Here is a 16,147-nt window from a genome sequence, read left to right on the forward strand (position 1 = left end):
GGACGCTGACGGAGTCGATGGCGCTGCCGGCCGTGTCGGCCTGCGTTGTCTGATCGGAAGCCACAAGACCACGGTAACGCTCGTCTGCGTGGGCGCAAGTGTTCTCATAACCCTTTGTCCTGCATCTCTTGACGCCCTCCCTCAATAAGACCAAGCTTTATTGGTGAAATTAGAGGAGGCCGCGATGGCTGATGAGGCACAGTTTCAGGCGAAGCGCCCGGTCAGCGCCTGGCTCGCCGGCCCGTACGGCCACCCGTTCCACCCGATCCTGGTCACGGTGCCGATCGGTGCCTGGGTGACCAGCCTGGTGTTCGACATCGCTTCCCACGTCGTCAGCCGTCCGGGTTTCCTGACCCAGCCCTCGGAGTGGCTGATCGCGGTCGGGGTGATCGGTGCCCTGTTGGCAGCGACGGTCGGATTCCTCGACCTGTTCGCGATCCCCGGCCGGACTCCGGCCTTTCGCACCGCCCTGGTCCACATGACGCTGAACCTGCTGGTCACCGCCGCCTACGCCGTCAACTTCCTGTGGCGGTACAGCGACTACACCGACGGCGGAAGCGTCGGGGCGGGCAGGCTCGTCCTGTCCGCACTCAGCGTGGCGGTCCTGGGCGTCTCGGGATTCCTGGGCGGCAAGCTCGCCTACCGTTACGGCGTCCGCGTCGCCGACGAGAACACCCAGGCCGAGGGATACACACCCGGCGGCAGCAGGCGAAACGCCCGCCCCGCCGCCTGATACCGCACGACCTTGCACAGCGGGCCGGTGCCGTCCGGCTGCCTTCGACATCTCATCACTCGGGAGTCCCCATGGACATCGCCGCACTGATCACCTGGGTGGTCACCGCCCTCGGCGGCTTCTACATGCTCGGCACCTGGATCCGACGCGGCGGAATCCGCCAGCAGCAGTCCGGCACGAGCCGCCTGCCCGCACCTGTGATTTTCGGGCACTTCGCCCTGGCCGCGATCGGACTGGTGGTGTGGATCGTTTATGTCGTGGCCGAAAAGAGCGCCCTGGCCTGGACCTCCTTCGGCCTGCTGCTGCCGGTCGCCCTGCTGGGATTCGTGATGCTGGCCCGCTGGATCCCCGTCCACCGCGACCGCACCACCGCCGGAGCACCGACCGCCGCAACGGTTCAGGGAGCCGACGGGACCGTCCCCGCCGAACGTCACTTCCCGGTGCCGGTCGTCCTCGCCCACGGTCTGTTCGCCGTGGTCACCCTCGTCCTGGTTCTGCTCGCCGCCCTCGGCATCGGAGGCACCTGAGATGACGGAGGCACCTGAGATGACCGAGCACCCGTCTCACGTCACCGCCCGGACAGACCTGCACGACGAGGAAGACACGACACCGGCGCGGCCCGCCCTGCGGGTCGTCCACGAGTCCGGGGGTGTCGACCTGGCCGCCGCCGAAGAAGCGGCCGGCCAGTTCCTCAACGCCCTGGGCATCTCCACCGCCTCCGAGAGTCTGCGCGGAACGCCGGGCCGGATGGCCCGCGCGTATGGCGAACTGTTCAGCCCGCGCCCCTTCGACCTGACCACCTTTGCCAACGACGAGGGCTACGACGAGCTCGTCCTGGCGCGCCGCATACCCGTCCGGTCGGTGTGCGAGCACCATCTGCTGCCGTTCGTCGGTACCGCCCATGTCGGCTACCTGCCCGGGGCCCGCATCCTGGGGTTGTCCAAGCTGGCCCGTGTCGTCGAGTACTTCGCCTGCCGCCCGCAGGTCCAAGAACGCCTGACCAAGCAGGTCGCCGACTGGCTGCAGACCCACCTGGAGCCCAAGGGGGTCGGCGTGGTGATCGAAGCCGAGCACGCCTGCATGACCCTGCGCGGCGTCCAGGCCACCGGCTCCACCACCATGACTTCCACCCTGCTCGGCCTGCTCCGGTCCGACGCACGCTCCCGCAGCGAATTCCTCGCCCTGACCGGTGCCACCTCCTGACGCACCGCACCGCACCGCACGCAGCCCGCCCCACCACCGGAGGGCCACGCCACCACCCGGAGACTCCTGCCGCATGGCTTACCGCCGTGGCAAACGGCTCATCGATCCCGGCGGCGCCCACGGCTCGCCCCGGATCACCGCCGAGCTCCACGACGCCGGAATACCGGTCAACGAAAAGCGGGGCACGGGTGATGCGGGCCTCCAGCATCACCGGCATCCGCCTGCGCAGAAGGGTCCGCACCACGATCCCCGACCCCGCGGCCGGGGCTGAAGCACATGGGAGACATCATCTACTTGCCCCTGGAAGGCGGGGAGTTCCTCTACCGGACAACCGTGCTGGACTGCTTCAGCCGCACGGTCGTCAGCCGGCCCGTCGCCGACCACATGCGCGCCGGCCCGGTCACCGACGCTCTGCGGATGGCCGCCCGCACCCGCGGCGGCCTGCACGGGGCCGTGTTCCACTCCGACCACGGGGCCCCGTACGCGTCCCGGGCCTTGGCGGCTCTCTGCGCCGAGGGGTCTTGACCCAAGGCCCGTGCGCAGCCCGGACGTCAGCCGGCCAGGTGGGTCACCACCGAGCGCATCGCACGGCGCAGGGCCGGGCGGACCTCCTCGGGCGCATCGAGGGTCTCGAAGCCGTGGTGGCCGTTCGGGATGTCGATCAGTTCCAGGTGCGCTCCGCATTCCTCGGCCGTGGTCACGAACGCCTCCACGGTGGCGGCGATCTCGGGGGTCTCTCGCCCTACGCGGAGGAGGACGACGGGCAGGGCGCCCGCGTGCGCGACCGCCCGAGCCGGGTGGAACCGGCTGCCGGTCAGCCCCCAGTTGGGCAGCGGCGCCAGGATCGGGTAGGAGGCGGCCAGGCAGCGCAGCCAGGCCGGGGGCTCTCTCAGCCAGTCCGCAGTGAGCAGGCCGCCACCGGAGAAGAACCACAGGGCGACCCGCTCGGCGTCCACTCGAGGATCGGCCCGCACCAGTTCCACCGCGGCGGTGACGTCCGCGGTGGCGCGCTCGTAGTCGGCGATGTCGTGCAGCCGGTGGTCGAGGGTCACGCCGACCATGCCCTCGGCGGCCGCCAGGCGGGCGTACCCCACCAGGGTCGGCCAGTCGCGCGGGGTCGGCCGGGCTCCGGCGGGCACCGGGCCGCCGTGCACGAAGACCACGGCCGGTCGCGGGCCCTCGGCGTCGGGGACGTACAGGTCGACATGTCCCTTGCGGTCCCGGGGCAGCTCGGGCACGTCCAGCGGGAACGGGCGCAGATGGGCGGGCGGGGCGCCGGCGCCGACCGGTCGCAGGGAGCGCCCCTCGCCGGCCGCGGCCCGCAGCAGGACGTCCGCCAGTGCGGCGGGGCAGGACAGCATTGGCCAGTGTCCTGTGGGTAGTTCGAAGAAGGTGACCTGAGGGCTGGTCAGGGCCGTCAGCATGGGGTCGCCGAAGTCGACGAGCCGTTGCACCAGGTCGATGCTGACGCCGTTGCGGGTGCACAGCACTCCGGTGGTGGGCACCGCGACCACCGTTCCGGTCAGCCGCAGCGGCTGGAGCAGGGTGCCCAGCGGCTGCGGCGCGGCGAGGGCGGTGAGCCGGTCCAGTGCCGCGTCGGAGACGCCGGCGGTATTACCCCAGCGCTGCCACTCGTCACGGGCCGGCGGCGCCAGCTCACCCTCACGATCACCGCGTTGGGCCTGCTCAGCCAGCTGCGCGCGCAGAGCCTGGTCCGGTACGGTGGCCAGGGCCGGGACGCCGTTCTGCGGCATCCCGCAGTCCAGATAGACCACGCGGGCGACGCGCTGTGGCCGCCGGTCGGCGGCGCCGAGCACCGGATGGATGCCGTACTCGTGACCGACGAGTACGATCTCCCGGCCGGACGCCGCGTCGATCGCCGCGATCACGTCCGCGATGTGCGTCTCCAGATCGACGCGGGCCGAGGCGGCGGGGCGGCCCGGGTCGACTCCGGTGAGCGGGACCGCGTGCACCTCGCTGCCTGCCGCGGCCAGCCGCGCGGCCGTCTCCTGCCACACATGGGCGCCGGTGAACACGCCCGCCACCATGATGAACACGGTCATGGCTCTCTCCTCGGGTCCGTCGCATGGCGTCGCGCCGGTCGCGTACGCCGTGGTCCGCGGACCGGGGCGTACGCCCGGCCCGCGCGCCGATACCGTAGGAACTCCCCCAGAGGGAGGTTCAACTGTCCACATCGCACGAGGTTTTCTGGAGCATCGGCGAGCTTGCCGAGCGCGCGGGTGTCACCGTGAAAAGCGTCCGCTTCTACTCCGACCAGGGCCTGCTGCCTGAGGCCTCCCGCAGCGGCGGCGGACACCGCCGGTACGCCCCCGAGGCGCTGGAGCGGCTGCGGCTGATCCGTTCCCTGCGCGCCCTCGATCTGCCGCTGCCCGAGGTGCGCCGCGTTCTCGAAGACGAGGGCGCGGCAGGCCACGTGCTGGAGGACGCCGTCGCGGGCCGCCTACGCGAGCTGGGCAGTGAGCTGAAGACGTTGCGCTGGCGGGAGGCGGCGTTGCGTCTGGTGCGGGAGTGCCCGCCCGCGGAGCGGGCCGACCGGCTGCGGCTGATCGGCGCGGTGAGCACCCCGCCGAGCACGGCACCGCTGGCCCGGTTCTGGCGTGCCTGGCTGCCGCCGCGGATGCCGGCCCCGGCGACGGCGGCGTTTTTGGAGGTGGCCGTTCCACAGCCGCCCGACGAGCCGGACCCGGCTCAGGTGCTCGCCTTCGCCCGGCTGCACGCGATGACGACGGCCCCCTGCCCGGACGGCCGGCAGCCCCAGCCGGAGGTGCACCGAGTGGCCGGGACCCGCGGGGCGGCCGTGCTGTACGCGGGCCTCGCCGAGGCGTACGAGATCGCGGGCCCGCAGCTGCGCCGGGCGCGGAATCCGTACCCGGGTGAGGCGCTGGACGCCTACGTGGCGGCGTACGCGAGCGCGTACGGCAGCAGGGACACCCGGGAGTTCCGCCGCCTGCTGGCCGCGCGGCTCGCGACCGGGCCGCGTCTGAACCGGTACTGGGAGCTGACGGCCGTGGTGCTCACGCCGCCGGGCGGCCCGCCGGAGCCGACCCCGGGCTCCGCGGACGACTGGCTGCGCGCGGCACTGGAGCGGGACAACGCCGAAGCGGCGTAGAGCCCGGGAAAGAAGCTGACGATCGTGACCGTCGACCAGATCCAGCGATCACGGCCCCGCACCTGACCCACCGGCATACTGACAAGGCGACACCACCGAAGCGGGAGACAGCTCGCCCCGCCGTACATCTGGGTGTGCCCTCCGATCTGCGAAGGCAGGGCCTGGTGGAGAACGGCGGTCGCACCCGGGGCGGGCGGGCCCTGCGCAACCTCACCCCCATGGGCCGCCCAGGAGCTGCGCCGCGTGGAGGGGGAGCCGGGTGCGCAGCAGCTTGTGGGCGCCGCTGTCTGTCGCGGGGGGCTGTTTCTGGGCATCGGGTAGTGGCTGGTGGCGGGCCTGGCAGGCCGCAAGCGTCTGTCGGGCATGCGCCCCATGACGAGGATGCGGTCCAGTACCGCACGCCAAAGGCTGCCGAGGACGCGCTCGCAGTGGGCGTTCATCGACCGCGTCCGAGGAGGCTCCTGGCCTCGCGCTTTCGCAAGGTGGGCTGTCCAGGAGCTGATCAGAAACGCGAAAAGCGCCCTTGACCTGCGACGACAGAGCTTGCTGAGGGTCCTGTTGGCTGCAAGGAAAAGAGCACTTCCCAGGTGAGAGAGCGTGTCGGTTCCTAAGGGCTCGCAGAAAACCACCACGCTGGTTCGCTCTTCGTTCCGTCGTTGGCCGTGGGGAGGAATGCGGTCACGTCGGCGGGTGTGCGAAATCTGGCCGTTGAGGGCGGGATGGTGCGGCCGCATTCGGCGAGGAGCGGTCGAACCTGGTGGATCGCCCTGGTGAGGGTGCTGCCGTTGACGCCGAAGAGCTGAGCCGGCAGGTTCTCGGGCGCCGAGTTCGCACAGGTAGAGCACGGTGGCCAGGACCCACGACATCACGGCCGCCCTCGACCGGCTCGCTCAACTCCCGCCCTCCGGCTGACCGGCACTTTCCCCGTCCCGACGACAGCACCACCCGACCCGGACCAGTGGAGCCCGGCACCCGCCCGGCGCGACGACCGGGCCACCGGCCTGCCCAACGTCAGCCACCCAAAGCGAAACGGTCCGCCGACTCGATCGACGGACCGGCACGCAAGATCGAGGCCAGAAGGGCAGGAGCGGAAGCAGCTGCTCGGACGGTGCCGCCCGCCCCGGCTGCCGATGATTCCCTGACCCGTCGGGAAGGGCGCCCGCCGGGCTTCGACCGAGCTCAGGCGCCCTTCTGCCGCGGCTAGAAGAAACCGAGCTTCTTCGGCGAATACGACACGAGGAGGTTCTTCGTCTGCTGGTACTGGTCCAGCATCATCTTGTGCGTCTCCCGGCCGATCCCGGACTGCTTGTAGCCGCCGAACGCCGCGTGCGCGGGGTAGGCGTGGTAGCAGTTCGTCCAGACACGACCCGCCTGGATGGCGCGGCCGGCGCGGTAGGCCGTGTTGATGTCGCGGGTCCACACGCCCGCGCCGAGACCGTACGACGTGTCGTTGGCGATCTTGATCGCGTCGTCGAAGTCGTCGAAAGAGGCCACCGAGACGACGGGGCCGAAGATCTCCTCCTGGAAGACACGCATCCGGTTGTCGCCCTCGAAGATGGTCGGCTGTACGTAGTAACCACCCTTCAGGTCGCCGTCGTAATCGGCGCGTTCGCCGCCCGTGAGGATCTTGGCCCCCTCCTGTCGGCCGATGTCGATGTAGGACAGGATCTTGGTCAGTTGCTCGCTGGACGCCTGCGCACCGATCATCGTGTCGGTGTCGAGCGGGTGCCCGGGCCTGATCAGCTCGGTGCGGGCGACGGCCGCGGCCAGGAAGTCAGGATAGTTACCTCGTTGGATCAGCCCGCGGGAGGGGCAGGTGCACACTTCGCCCTGGTTCAGCGCGAACATCGTGAACCCTTCGAGGGCCTTGTCGCGCAGCTCGTCGTCCTTCTCCCACACGTCGTCGAAGAAGATGTTCGGCGACTTGCCGCCCAGCTCCAGCGTGACCGGCTTCAGGTTCTCGGCCGCGTACTGCATGATCAGCCGTCCTGTGGACGTCTCGCCGGTGAAGGCGATCTTCGCCACCCGCGGACTCGAGGCGAGCGGCTTTCCGGCTTCCGGACCGAAGCCGTTGACGATGTTCAGCACGCCCGGCGGCAGCAGGTCGGAGACGAGGCTCAGCCAGTAGTGGATGGAGACCGGCGTCTGTTCGGCGGGCTTGAGGACGACCGCGTTGCCCGCGGCGAGGGCGGGCGCGAGCTTCCACGTCGCCATCAGGATGGGGAAGTTCCACGGGATGATCTGGGCGACGACGCCCAGCGGCTCGTGGAAGTGGTACGCGACCGTGTCGTCGTCGATCTCGCTGAGCGAGCCCTCCTGGGTGCGCACGACGCCGGCGAAGTAGCGGAAGTGGTCGATGGCCAGCGGGATGTCGGCCGCCAGGGTCTCCCGTACGGGCTTGCCGTTCTCCCAGCTCTCGGCGACCGCGAGTGACTCCAGGCCGGCCTCCATGCGGTCGGCGATCTTCAGCAGGATGTCGGACCGCTCGGCCGCCGGCCTGCGCCCCCAGCCGGGCGCGGCCGCGTGGGCCGCGTCGAGTGCCGCCTCGACGTCCTCCGCCGTACCGCGCGCCACCTCGGTGAACGGCTGCCCGTTCACCGGACTCGGGTTCTCGAAGTACTGCCCCTTGACCGGAGGTACGTACTCCCCGCCGATGAAGTGGTCGTAGCGGGGCTGGTAGGAGACGATCGCGCCCTCGCTTCCGGGCGCCGCGTAACGGGTCATGCGGAACTGGCCTCCTTCAGCAGGGCTGCCCGCCGTTGGGCAGCTCTGCGCCGGAGCGTAAGGACGCGGACGTTGCATCCACGTTGCGGATGGGCAGCGGCGCTACCGGCCATCGAAGCGGGCCCAGCCGTCCGGAGCCGCCAACTCCGATTCGAGTGAGGCCAGATGGGCCCGGTTCGATGCCGTCGGCCGGACCGTGACCAGTGCCCGCCATACGTCCAGGTCCTCTTCGCCCCACGGCGCGTGGGCCCAGTCGGCCAGCAGGTCGGCGTCCGAGCGGGCGATCAGTGCCGCGCGCAGGCCGTCGGCGAGGCGGCGCCTGAGCCGTACGACCGCCGGTGCCTGGGAGGCGGGCAGCAGTGGGCCCGCGTAGGCGGCCAGGGCGGTGGTGACCGCGCCGGCCGCCAGCCGACGTTCGACGACGGCGATGTCCGACTCCAGGGGCGCCGCGAGCCGGTAGGGACGCGACTCGAGCAGTCCCGGGCCGAGCACCTGACGCAGCCGGGCGAGTTCCGCGCGCAGCGTCACCGGTGTCACCGACTCGTCCTCGTACAGGGCGCACAGCAGTTCGTCGCCGGTCAGGCCGTCGGGGCGCCGGGCCAGAAGGACGAGGATCTCGCTGTGCCGACGGCTGAGCCGGACACTGCGGCCACCTGCCGTCAGCACGGCCTGGTCACGGCCCAGCGTCGCCAGTTCGGGCCCACCGCTGTCCGGGCGCCTCGGGGCGAGCAGCGCCAGCTGGGATTCCGCTGCGCGTGCCACGGCCTGTACGAAGCCCAGGCTGTGCGGATGCGCGAGACCGTCCCCACCGGTGATGTCCACGGCACCGAGCAGCCGCCCCGTGCGCGGATCGTGCACGGGGGCCGCCGCGCACGTCCACGGCTGCACGCGCCGCACGAAGTGCTCGGCCGCGAACACCTGGACCGGACGGCCCACTGCGACCGCCGTGCCCGGCGCGTTCGTCCCGACCGCGCTCTCCGCCCATCGCGCGCCGGGCACGAAGTTCATCCGTCCCGCCTGCCGCAGCGTCGACGCGTGCCCCTCGACCCACAGCAGTCTGCCGTGCGCGTCGCACACCGCCAGCAGATGACGGCCGTCGGAGGCGAACGTGCCCATCAGCTCCCGGAACAGCGGCATCACATGCGCCAGCGGGTGCTCGGCGCGGAAGGCCCCGAGGTCGCCGTCCGTCAGTTCGACGTCGGCGGTACCGTCCGGGTGGACCCCGGCGCGTGCCGAGCGCCGCCACGAGTCGGCGACCACGCCGCGCACTGGACGCGGTACCGTGCCGGCCTCGGTGAAGGTCTCATGAGCCCGGTGCAGCACGCGTAGGCGCTCGGCAGGGTCGGCCCCCGGCTCCAGGGCTACCCAGGGATCGGTCAACACGGCCTCCCGCAGGGTGATGCGCTGGGAATGGGAACATCGTCGCCCGGGGTGTACATGGCGACAACCGTTTCGACGAAGGCGGTGGCCTCCTGCTGCCGTCAGCCGGTTTTCCCGCGCGTGTGTTCGTAGAACGGACGGTCTCAACCGGTTGCGTCCCTTGACGGGCCGGCAACATCCGAGGGTGCGCGGTTGCGGCGAGCAACGCTCAAGATCTATCGGTGAGATCGTCCGGGAAGGCGCCGGACGATGCCGGCCGCCGTTCTGGAGGCCGAACTGCTGGCGTTCTACGACTTCCCTGCCGAGCACTGGATCCATCTGATCCCTTGTCACGGGCGTTCCGGGAGAGCGGTTGTTCCTCGAGGTGTTCGAGTGCCTGATCGTGACGTCTCGTGGCTGCCCGGCGGGCAGCGCCTCGCTTCGGACAGGGCGCGCGGTCCTGCTGCTTGTGGTGGTGGCGGTGTCGCGAGCGCCGGGCGCGTGCCTTGGCTCCCCCCCGGTCGGCAGGCCCATTCGCAGAGCGGCGGGATCAGGGGGCGGACTCGCCCGGGCCCGGGGCCGCTCTGTGGGCGATGATCCGCTCGAGCCTCCGGTCGGGGACCAGCCACATCAGCGCGACGCCGGCATAGATCGCCACCGCGAGCCAGTCGTTCAGGAAGGACAGGCCGATGCCGCTCGCATACAGCAGCGGCGAGACCTTGCCCTTCAGGTCCCTCCCCACGGCGGTGGCGAGCAGGGACTCTGCACCCTGGTCCCGGGTGATCGTCTTCTGCAGTGTGTAGTAGGCCAGGGCGGCGGCGAGCAGGTCGATGCCGTACGCGGCCGTGGGGACGGCGGCGAAGTGGTTCTGGCCCATCCAGGCCGTGGTGAAGGGGATCAGGGAGAGCCAGAACAACAGGTGCAGGTTCGCCCACAGGATCAGCCCGTTCACCCGATCGGTCGCCTGCAGCATGTGGTGGTGGTTGTTCCAGTAGATGCCGAGGTAGACGAAGCTGAGCACGTAGGTCAGCAGCACCGGGAGCGCGTCGTGCAGGGCCGCCCAAGTGGTGCCGTGCGGGGTGGGCAACTCGAGCACCATGACCGTGATCAGGATGGCGATGACCCCATCGCTGAACGCTTCCATCCGCTCGGTCGGCATGAGCCGATGCTAATGGCGCAGGGCTCCAGGCCGGTCACAGCGGTCGACCCTCGGGGCGTCATCATCCGGACCGCATACGTGTGTAGGTGCCGAATGTCCCGTCCGCGCCGGTCAGGCTGTGTGTCGGTACTCGTGGATCACTCCGCCGAGGCGGTCGTGGCGGCGGATGTCGAGGCGGGTGATCCGCATGGGGTCAGTGATCGGTTCGGGTAGGGGGAAGCAGCGGTGCGGCGGCATGGAGTGAGCGGTGGGTGCGGTGCTCGTTGCTCGTTGTAATGCCGCTCGTACTCGTGGGAGTCTGCCACCGTGAGGAGCCTCATGCGCCGGAGATCACGCCATATCGATGTCCGACCGGGGCCGGACCTCCACGATGAAGTCCGCCTCCGCCATGTCGCCTGCCTCGTCGTGCCAGAGGAAGACCCGCACGTGCATCGCGTGGTGGAGGCCAATCCTCTCCCACTCGGTCATCAGATCGCCGAGGATGCGGCCGATGGCGTACTTGGCGCCCTCGGTCGAGTCGGGGGCGGTGATCGCGCCCTGCCACCGCTCGGGGTCGCTGCCGTAGGGGCGCCAGCCCTCGGAGCCGTGCGGCTCGAACACCCGGTACACCCAGTCCGTCTTGGTGTTCATAACACCGATCCTGTCACCGAGGAGTCCCATGCGCCGCATCGGATCCACCCACGCCGAGCGCGGAAGAGTGAGCTGTCCCGAGTTTCGCAGGGTCCGCGATCGTGTGATCAAGCGGTCTGCGAGGCTTCCTCCAGGCTCGCCCGGTACGCCTGCTCGTACTCGCCGGGTGGGACGCAGCCCGTGGCGGAGTGGAGTCGTTCACCGTCCTACCACGCGACCCACTGGAAAACGGTCCGCTCGACCTGGATGAATGAGGCCGGCGTCCTTCTTGGCCTTCTGCCGCCACAGGGCCGTCTCCAGCGCGTCCAGCGGCAGGTCGGTGCGCATGTGGACGGCGGACTGTCGGCCCACGCTCCGACGCGAGTACGCATCCAGGACGAAGGCGACGTAGACCCGGCCCGGCCAGGTCTGCGAGCGCGACCAGGACGGTGACCCGGGTCCTGCGATCCGATCGTGTACCCACTCCGGCCGGCTGCCACGGCCGGCCCCGGTCGCACCGTGCCGACCGCCGAAAACGGGGAACGCGGTCACAGGGTTTCGAAGCGACCAGGAGGAGGACATCATGAGCCACGACGAGGGGGACGGCGGCAACAGCGCCTACGGCCGGAAGGCGTTCAAGCGGTCGAAGGCCCACTTCGCGGACCGGATCACCGCGGACGGCAGGGACGGATGGCCGGTGGAGGCCGGGCGTTACCGGCTCGTCGTCAGCCGGGCCTGCCCGTGGGCGAGCCGGGCGCTGGTGTCCCGGCGGCTGCTCGGTCTGGAGGACGCGCTGTCCCTGGCCGTCGCCGACCCGGTCCAGGACGACCGCAGCTGGCGCTTCACCCTGGACCCGGGCGGCCGTGATCCGGTGCTCGGCATCCGGTATCTGAGCGAGGCGTACGACCGGCGGGAGACGGACTACCCGGGCGGAGTGAGTGTCCCCGCGATCGTGGAGGTGGCCGGCGGGCGGCTGGTCACCAACGACTACCAGCAGATCACTCTCGACTTCGCCACCGAGTGGACGGCCCTGCACCGCGCGGGCGCGCCCGACCTGTATCCCGAGAAGCGGCGCGACGAGATCGACGCGGTGATGGCGGAGGTTTTCGACGATGTGAACAACGGGGTGTACCGGGCGGGCTTCGCCACCGGGCAGCAGGAGTACGAGGTGGCGTGCGCGGGCGTGTTCCGGCGGCTGGAACTGCTGGCGCGGCGGCTGGCGGGGCAGCGGTACCTCGTCGGCGACACGATCACGGAGGCGGACATCCGGCTGTTCACCACGCTGGTGCGGTTCGATGCCGTCTATCACGGCCACTTCAAGTGCAACCGCTGGAAGCTGACGGAGAACCGGGTGCTGTGGGCGTACGTCCGCGATCTCTATCAGACGCCCGGCTTCGGCGACACCGTCGACTTCGACCACATCAAACGGCACTACTACCAGGTGCACACCGGCATCAACCCGACCGGCATCGTGCCCCTCGGCCCCGATCTGTCCGGCTGGTCGGCCCCTCATCACCGCGAGGATCTGGGCGGCCGGCCGTTCGGCGACGGAACGCCGCCGGGGCCGGCCCGCACGGACGGGGAGACAGCCGCGCGGGGCCGCCCCTGACGCTCGGGCCCACCCGGGCACCGAACCGGTGCGCAGCGATTCGGCTGATCCGTACCGAACCGACGCGACCGATCCGGGAGATCCACGTGGCGAAGAGGAAGACGGCGCTTTGCTCCGCCTGGTCATGGCCTCACCTGTCGGTGATCGGAGAGAGCCATGCCGTGTCCTCCGGGCCCGACGCCTCGGGGCCGGGCCCGGGCAGCCGGCGGACCTCGCCCGTTCGCAGGGCGATCGTGGCCCGTGGCCGCATCGGTCCGTCGCCGCTGCGTGAGAGCAGGACGAGTTCCCAGACCGTCGCCGTCATCGCGTCGAGCCGGGTGGCACAGTCGGCGGTGACGCGCTGCGGGTCCCGGGTCCGGCCCAGGGACAGATGGGGGGTGAAACTCTTGGCGGGCCCACGACAGCGCGGGAACCGCTGCCGCAGTAGGCGGTGCAGGTCCGCCCACGGTGCCTCGCCCGCTGCCGTCGGGTCGAGCCACACGGTGAAGTACGCCCTGTGCCGGAAGGTGCGCACCCCGTCCAGCCGGGCGGTGAAGACCTGCGTGTCGGCCGTCGCCGCGGCGAGCAGCGGGGCGGCCCGCTCGAAGTGGGACTCCGGCACGAAGCCGAAGAGCACATTGACGTGCGGCGGCCACCGGTGGATCTGTGGATCGTGATCCCGGCGGATGTCCTGGATCGGCGGCCACAGCTCCGCAGGCGGGATCCAGGCCACCGCCGTGCGGGCCGTCGGGGACGCATCGAGGACCTCGGCGGGCTCGCCCCCGCCGGGGCTCATGCCGAAGCTCAGGTCCGCTCGCGGGTGCCGCACCCGGCCGACACCCGACGTGTCGATGCGGTCCACGCCCGTGGCCCGGTCCCAGACCAGCTCGCCGTCCGCCTCGATGAACACCACCCGGTGCCACGGGATGTCGCCCCCGGGCACGAAGGAGGACAGCAGGAGGCGTTCGAGGCCACCCCCGCGCCGGCGGACCCCCAGCACGAAGCGGGCCGGGTCGAACCGCGGGTCCCAGCGAACCCGGTGATAGATCTCGTCGCTGGTTCGCATCACGCCTCCTCTCCCGCCTTCACGCCTTCTCTTCCTCCAGGGTGCCGCCCGTCCTGTCCTCGACGGTTGTCCCGCTCGCCCCGTCACGCATCAGGCGCGAGGCATGACGGTGCCGACGTATGCCGAGGCGATTCGTCTCGTCAGGATCGGCGATCGGTGTGGACAACGGTCGCAGCGGGCGACCGTTCGCGATTCTTGGAGGAGCAACCCGCCAAGAAGAGTCCGGCGAGAAACACGAACGATGCGGTGCTCACCGTTCCGCCCGCTGCCCGCGGCACGGCACCGGCACGTTGGCTGACGGTGCCGTGGCGCGGCAGCGCGACTCGGTACGACAAGGCTGCCGAGTCCCACCAAGAAGCCGTCACCCCCGCCTCGCTCCCGATACGGGCGCGACACCTTGACGCCAACTCCCAGCGCTCGCCGGTCTTTACGCTGTGCAAGCTCCTCGTCGTCGGCAAGGGTGATCATCGGCTGGCCCGGGGTGACGGTGGGGGGCTGCCGGGGTCGCCGGGAGGAAACTCCACGTGGATGGCTATGACCGCGGCGCCCTCGGAGATGTGCGGTGACTTCGCCGTCTGGAGCACTGTGACGGCCGTTTTCCATGCATCGGAGCGTGGCTGCTGTCCGGCGCCGCCGGACGACTCGTCGTGCGACACGGCGTCTGCTCTTCTTCGAGGAAATCAGAGTGGGAGCGACGCGCGCATCGCCCTGGACTGGCGCAGCGAGTCGAGTGCTGGCGGGGACCGTTCAGGAGAGCCAGTCGGTGTAGTGGGTGGGGGCGATGCGGGCGTCGTCCGAGGCGGTGAGGACGTCGCCGTGGGCGGCGGCGAACATGCCGGCGCTGTCGTCGGTCACGACAGCGCGCCCGTCGCTCTTGGCGGTCAGGGTGAGTCGGCCGAGTTCGTCGAGGGAGTAGACATCGGGACCCGCGATGTTGAGGACGCCGTTCAGAGGGCTGCCTGCGGCGACCTCGGCGACAATGCCGGAGACGTCCGCAGCGGCGATCGGCTGGATCGGCGTGCGTGGCAGACGGACGGTGGCGCCGTCGGCGGTCATGGCCAGGGTCGCGTCCATGAACTCCATGAACTGCGTGGCACGGACGATGGAATACGGGATCGGCCCGGCCTTGAGGATGTCTTCCTGGAGCACCTTCGCCCGGTAGTAGTCCAGATCGGGCACTTGGTCCGCGCCGACGATCGAGAGGATGACGAAGTGCCCGACCCCGCCCTTCTCGCTCGCGGCAAGGAGATTGCTCATCGAAGTCCGGAAGAAGGCGAGCGAGGCGTCGTCGAAGGTCGGGGAATTCGTCAGGTTGATGACGACGTCGGCGCCCGCCACGGCCGCCTCCAGTCCCTGGCCGGTGATGATGTCCACGCCGGTGGACAGGGAGTGCGGTACGGCTTGGTGCCCGGCCGCGTTCAGGTTCTCCACGACCCGTGACCCGATCAGCCCGGTTCCGCCGATTACTGCGAACTTCATGATCTGGCCTTCCTTCGACGACATTGCCATGAATGCGGCTTATGCGACCTTAACCCCGCTCCAGGTACACCCGAACCCGGACACTCTCGCCCCGGCGAACACGGTCGCACCGTCGCCGTCGGCGAATCTTTGTGCATCAGCGGCACCCCCTGGAGGACGCCCGCGCCGCGCCCCTCGAGCAGGACGATGTCCGGCGGGCTGCCGGAACCCGCCTGGTGCCCCGGTCCTGTCCGACCGGGCCCCATCCCGCGATGGGGGTGCAGGGCGGCCCGCACGGCACTGTTACGTCGAGAGGCCACGTCATGCCTGACCGCCCCGCCCGCTTCTACCTGGTGATCAACCCGGGCCCACTGTTCGGCGCCCGCCGCGTCACCTTCCCCAGCCCCGCCCCCGCCGGCCCCCTCGCCCGTGTCGACGTCGGCGGCCGTCTCATCCGCGTGCTGCTCACCGGCACCCCGCTGAACGGCGGTCTCCGCGCCGCCGCGCCGGGCCGGTCCTCGCCGGCCAGGTCCGCCGCCCGCACCAGGGCGAGGCCGGGTGCGACCGGCCAACCGTACGATCCGCCGGGCCGCGGCTCTCGCCCGAGTGCCGACTGCCGGCCGAGCGGCCGGCCGACACCGCCGAGCGAGCCGAGGTGAGCCGCCCTCGAGTACGCGCGTCTCAAGCGTGCTGCCGTCCTGGACACCGGCTGCTCCGCGGATCTCGCGTCCACCAGTTGCGTGAATGTCATACGCACCCGGGTCCACGGCAAGCGCAGGCAGCCCCGAGGCGGGTCACGGTGAAGGCACCACGCGTTCACGAGCAGCGCCGGCCCGGCGCCGCCCTCCACCACGTCGACGGTCACCGTCAGGTCGAGGTGGCGTTCGGTGACGGTCCGGGCGGCCTCCACGAGGCCGTCGTGCACCCGCGCCGCCGGGTGTCCCGGTCGCCCGCGTCGAAGGCGTCGTGCACCTCGAAGCGCCAGGCGTGCACCGGGCGCAGCGGCAGCCCGCGGCGCTCGGCCTCCCGTCCTGCCCACGCCGGCGCGGCGAAGCTCTCCTCCGATCCGTCCACCCCTGCCGGGATCGGCCGCGTCATGCAGTCTGCCTCCCTGTGCG

15 protein-coding genes and 1 pseudogene are annotated in these 16,147 nt (G+C 70.8%); 7 read left to right on the forward strand and 9 right to left on the reverse strand.

Going from position 1 to position 16,147, the window contains the following annotated elements; all coding sequences use genetic code 11:
• Positions 1 to 184: 184 nt before the first annotated feature.
• The 4 genes from DIZ27_RS30355 (at position 185) to DIZ27_RS48845 (ending at position 2,461) form a co-directional block, all read left to right on the forward strand.
• Positions 185 to 733: a DUF2231 domain-containing protein gene (locus tag DIZ27_RS30355; RefSeq protein WP_109381644.1), complete on the forward strand. Its 549-nt coding sequence runs from the start codon at positions 185 to 187 to the stop codon at positions 731 to 733.
• Positions 734 to 804: 71 nt separating this feature from the next.
• Positions 805 to 1,260 (forward strand): hypothetical protein, encoded by a 456-nt coding sequence (locus DIZ27_RS30360; protein WP_109381645.1) that lies wholly within the window; start codon positions 805 to 807, stop codon positions 1,258 to 1,260.
• A 19-nt stretch (positions 1,261 to 1,279) separates the two neighbouring features.
• Complete coding sequence (gene folE / locus DIZ27_RS30365; protein WP_109381646.1) at positions 1,280 to 1,936, forward strand: GTP cyclohydrolase I FolE; 657 nt, start codon at positions 1,280 to 1,282, stop codon at positions 1,934 to 1,936.
• Between the two features lie 267 nt (positions 1,937 to 2,203).
• Positions 2,204 to 2,461, forward strand: a complete 258-nt coding sequence (locus DIZ27_RS48845) for a DDE-type integrase/transposase/recombinase (RefSeq protein ID WP_375232018.1) — start codon at positions 2,204 to 2,206, stop codon at positions 2,459 to 2,461.
• A gap of 26 nt (positions 2,462 to 2,487) precedes the next feature.
• Here the strand turns inward: DIZ27_RS48845 and DIZ27_RS30380 are convergent, their stop codons facing one another.
• A complete protein-coding gene (locus tag DIZ27_RS30380) occupies positions 2,488 to 3,999 on the reverse strand; it encodes an alpha/beta hydrolase (RefSeq protein ID WP_109381649.1) in 1,512 nt (503 codons plus the stop codon).
• Positions 4,000 to 4,121: 122 nt separating this feature from the next.
• On the opposite strand from DIZ27_RS30380, the gene DIZ27_RS30385 reads away from it, so the two are divergent.
• Entirely contained in the window at positions 4,122 to 5,066 is a 945-nt protein-coding gene (locus DIZ27_RS30385) for a MerR family transcriptional regulator (RefSeq protein ID WP_109381650.1), read from the forward strand.
• Between the two features lie 607 nt (positions 5,067 to 5,673).
• Here the strand turns inward: DIZ27_RS30385 and DIZ27_RS47525 are convergent.
• The 5 genes and pseudogenes from DIZ27_RS47525 to DIZ27_RS30410 form a co-directional block, all read right to left on the reverse strand.
• Positions 5,674 to 5,923, reverse strand: a pseudogene (locus DIZ27_RS47525) (hypothetical protein); the annotation flags it as partial.
• 343 nt (positions 5,924 to 6,266) lie between these two features.
• A complete protein-coding gene (locus DIZ27_RS30390; protein WP_109381651.1) occupies positions 6,267 to 7,790 on the reverse strand; it encodes an aldehyde dehydrogenase family protein in 1,524 nt (507 codons plus the stop codon).
• A gap of 102 nt (positions 7,791 to 7,892) precedes the next feature.
• Positions 7,893 to 9,170, reverse strand: a complete 1,278-nt coding sequence (locus DIZ27_RS30395) for a GAF domain-containing protein (protein WP_109381652.1) — start codon at positions 9,168 to 9,170, stop codon at positions 7,893 to 7,895.
• Between the two features lie 529 nt (positions 9,171 to 9,699).
• Positions 9,700 to 10,308 (reverse strand): TMEM175 family protein, encoded by a 609-nt coding sequence (locus tag DIZ27_RS30400; protein WP_109381653.1) that lies wholly within the window; start codon positions 10,306 to 10,308, stop codon positions 9,700 to 9,702.
• 330 nt (positions 10,309 to 10,638) lie between these two features.
• Positions 10,639 to 10,938, reverse strand: coding sequence for a hypothetical protein (locus tag DIZ27_RS30410; RefSeq protein ID WP_109381654.1), 300 nt, complete (start codon positions 10,936 to 10,938; stop codon positions 10,639 to 10,641).
• Between the two features lie 562 nt (positions 10,939 to 11,500).
• On the opposite strand from DIZ27_RS30410, the gene DIZ27_RS30420 reads away from it, so the two are divergent.
• Entirely contained in the window at positions 11,501 to 12,526 is a 1,026-nt protein-coding gene (locus DIZ27_RS30420; protein WP_109381655.1) for a glutathione S-transferase family protein, read from the forward strand.
• A 130-nt stretch (positions 12,527 to 12,656) separates the two neighbouring features.
• On the opposite strand, the gene DIZ27_RS30425 is transcribed toward DIZ27_RS30420, so the two are convergent.
• Together DIZ27_RS30425 and DIZ27_RS30435 are read right to left on the reverse strand one after the other, a co-directional pair.
• On the reverse strand, positions 12,657 to 13,571 hold the full coding sequence (locus DIZ27_RS30425; RefSeq protein ID WP_109381656.1) for an RNA repair domain-containing protein: 915 nt from the start codon (positions 13,569 to 13,571) through the stop codon (positions 12,657 to 12,659).
• 747 nt (positions 13,572 to 14,318) lie between these two features.
• Complete coding sequence (locus DIZ27_RS30435) at positions 14,319 to 15,050, reverse strand: SDR family oxidoreductase (RefSeq protein ID WP_109381722.1); 732 nt, start codon at positions 15,048 to 15,050, stop codon at positions 14,319 to 14,321.
• A 302-nt stretch (positions 15,051 to 15,352) separates the two neighbouring features.
• Here DIZ27_RS30435 and DIZ27_RS45970 point away from each other — a divergent pair, with 302 nt between their 5' ends.
• Entirely contained in the window at positions 15,353 to 15,688 is a 336-nt protein-coding gene (locus DIZ27_RS45970) for a hypothetical protein (protein ID WP_181383761.1), read from the forward strand.
• A gap of 208 nt (positions 15,689 to 15,896) precedes the next feature.
• Here the strand turns inward: DIZ27_RS45970 and DIZ27_RS30440 are convergent, their stop codons facing one another.
• Positions 15,897 to 16,127, reverse strand: coding sequence for a universal stress protein (locus tag DIZ27_RS30440; RefSeq protein WP_375232016.1), 231 nt, complete (start codon positions 16,125 to 16,127; stop codon positions 15,897 to 15,899).
• Positions 16,128 to 16,147: the final 20 nt, after the last annotated feature.

Origin of the sequence: Streptomyces sp. NWU339, assembly GCF_003143855.1 — a bacterium.
Taxonomy (GTDB): Bacteria; Actinomycetota; Actinomycetes; order Streptomycetales; family Streptomycetaceae; genus Streptomyces.

Coding starts and splice junctions, on each gene's coding strand:
- DIZ27_RS30355 (WP_109381644.1), top strand. CDS start 185: ATGGCTGATGAGGCACAGTTTCAGGCGAAGCGCCCGGTCAGCGCCTGG.
- DIZ27_RS30360 (WP_109381645.1), top strand. CDS start 805: ATGGACATCGCCGCACTGATCACCTGGGTGGTCACCGCCCTCGGCGGC.
- folE (WP_109381646.1), top strand. CDS start 1,280: ATGACCGAGCACCCGTCTCACGTCACCGCCCGGACAGACCTGCACGAC.
- DIZ27_RS30380 (WP_109381649.1), bottom strand. CDS start 3,999: ATGACCGTGTTCATCATGGTGGCGGGCGTGTTCACCGGCGCCCATGTG.
- DIZ27_RS30390 (WP_109381651.1), bottom strand. CDS start 7,790: ATGACCCGTTACGCGGCGCCCGGAAGCGAGGGCGCGATCGTCTCCTAC.
- DIZ27_RS30400 (WP_109381653.1), bottom strand. CDS start 10,308: ATGCCGACCGAGCGGATGGAAGCGTTCAGCGATGGGGTCATCGCCATC.
- DIZ27_RS30410 (WP_109381654.1), bottom strand. CDS start 10,938: ATGAACACCAAGACGGACTGGGTGTACCGGGTGTTCGAGCCGCACGGC.
- DIZ27_RS30420 (WP_109381655.1), top strand. CDS start 11,501: ATGAGCCACGACGAGGGGGACGGCGGCAACAGCGCCTACGGCCGGAAG.
- DIZ27_RS30425 (WP_109381656.1), bottom strand. CDS start 13,571: ATGCGAACCAGCGACGAGATCTATCACCGGGTTCGCTGGGACCCGCGG.
- DIZ27_RS30435 (WP_109381722.1), bottom strand. CDS start 15,050: ATGAAGTTCGCAGTAATCGGCGGAACCGGGCTGATCGGGTCACGGGTC.
- DIZ27_RS45970 (WP_181383761.1), top strand. CDS start 15,353: ATGCCTGACCGCCCCGCCCGCTTCTACCTGGTGATCAACCCGGGCCCA.
- DIZ27_RS30440 (WP_375232016.1), bottom strand. CDS start 16,127: ATGACGCGGCCGATCCCGGCAGGGGTGGACGGATCGGAGGAGAGCTTC.